Source organism: Kitasatospora sp. NPDC048365 (assembly GCF_043200835.1).
GTDB classification, from domain to species: Bacteria; Actinomycetota; Actinomycetes; order Streptomycetales; family Streptomycetaceae; genus Kitasatospora; species Kitasatospora terrestris.
On the sequence record NZ_JBICYJ010000109.1, the window covers coordinates 1 to 1,337 of the forward strand.

A 1,337-nucleotide genomic window follows, 5' to 3' on the forward strand; every position below is an offset into this window, starting at 1 on the left:
TCGGCCGGCTGTTCCACGTCAGCTACACCGTGGAGGGGACCTGGGCTCTGCTCAAGCGCCACGGCTGGTCGTGGCAGCAGCCGGCTCGTAGGGCCATCGAGCGCGATGACCGGGCTGTCGAGCTGTGGAAGAAGGAGGTCTGGCCCCGGGTAAAAGTGCCGCGGCGGCTCGGGGAGCCTGGCTGGTCTTCGAGGACGAAGCCGGGCAGACCATGAGACCGCCGCGCGCCAGGACCTGGGGCCGCGTGGGCTGCATGCCGGTCGTCCGCGTCCGCGGCAGAGGCTCCGGGCGGGTGTCGATAGCGGGGATGGCCTGTTACAAGGCAGGTCATCGCTCCCGCTTGATCTACGGCTTCCGCGTCCACCGAGGCCGCAAGGGCGAACGCAAAGCGTTCACCTGGCAGGACTACCGTGACCTGATCCTGAGGGCCCCGCCTCCAGCTCGGCGGGCCGATCGTGCTGGTCTGGGACAACCTGTCCACGCACCTGATGCCGCCGATGAAGGAATTCATCGCCGCGAACGAGGACTGGCTGACGGTCTTCCAGCTGCCCTCCTAGGCGCCCGACCTCAACCCGCAGGAGGGCATCTGGTCCCTGGTCAAACGCGGAATCGGCAACCTCGCCGTCGCCAACGTTGACCACCTGGCCAAGGCCGTCCGCAACCGCCTCAAGAAGGTCCAGTACCGCCCACACTTGATCGATGGCTGCCTCGCCCAGGCCGGTCTGGACATGAACGATTTGATCTGAGTCGGCACTGGCGTCCCCACCTTGGCGAGTCCTACCAGGCGGGACGTTGCTCCTGGCGCAGCGTGGAGTATCCGGATGGGATGGCCTTCTCTGTCCGCCACAGCAGACCCGGGTCGGGCGGGAACTCGTCGGAGGCCGGCGCCGGGGGATGGAGGCGCCTATGGCCAGGAAGCGGCACCTCGGCCAGGACGCCGTCCCGCATCATCCATAGTCCGAAGCAGTCGTCTTCCTCATCGTGCATCAGCACCTGCACGCTCTCCGGATTGGGCCATGGCAGGGTCTCCAGGAACTTCAGCAGGCCAGTTCGCGGCCTCACGTGGTCGAACTCGACGAACCACCCGTAGATGCTCCCGCCGAGCGGGGCGAAAGTGCCATCCCACATGCCGTTGCCCGGCTGGGTCAGTGGCTTCATGACCTCGTCCGCGAAGTGTGCGAGCACGATGACCTCAGCGTTTCTGCTCATGCGGCAGTATCAGCGCACATCCTGTGGTTGTCGCAAGCGAGTTCCAGAGGTGCGGGCACCACGAGCGCGCTCTCCGGTGCGACCTCAAGGAGCGGCTGCTTGGGCCGACACCACGAGTTCATCTTCAG

The 1,337-nt window shown here is 66.3% G+C and carries 2 protein-coding genes and 1 pseudogene; 2 read left to right on the plus strand and 1 reads right to left on the minus strand.

Translation table 11 applies throughout. The features are described 5' to 3' along the window. Together ACGFX4_RS41330 and ACGFX4_RS41335 are read left to right on the plus strand one after the other, a co-directional pair. A partial coding sequence (locus tag ACGFX4_RS41330; protein WP_393086392.1) for a winged helix-turn-helix domain-containing protein occupies positions 1 to 215 on the plus strand: 215 nt, incomplete at its 5' end. Continuing rightward, positions 212 to 746, plus strand: a pseudogene (locus ACGFX4_RS41335) (transposase). The gene ACGFX4_RS41330 and the pseudogene ACGFX4_RS41335, both read left to right, overlap by 4 nt. 31 nt (positions 747 to 777) lie before the next feature. Here ACGFX4_RS41335 and ACGFX4_RS41340 read toward each other — a convergent pair. Next, positions 778 to 1,209, minus strand: a complete 432-nt coding sequence (locus tag ACGFX4_RS41340; protein WP_393086394.1) for a hypothetical protein — start codon at positions 1,207 to 1,209, stop codon at positions 778 to 780. Positions 1,210 to 1,337 lie beyond the last annotated feature (128 nt).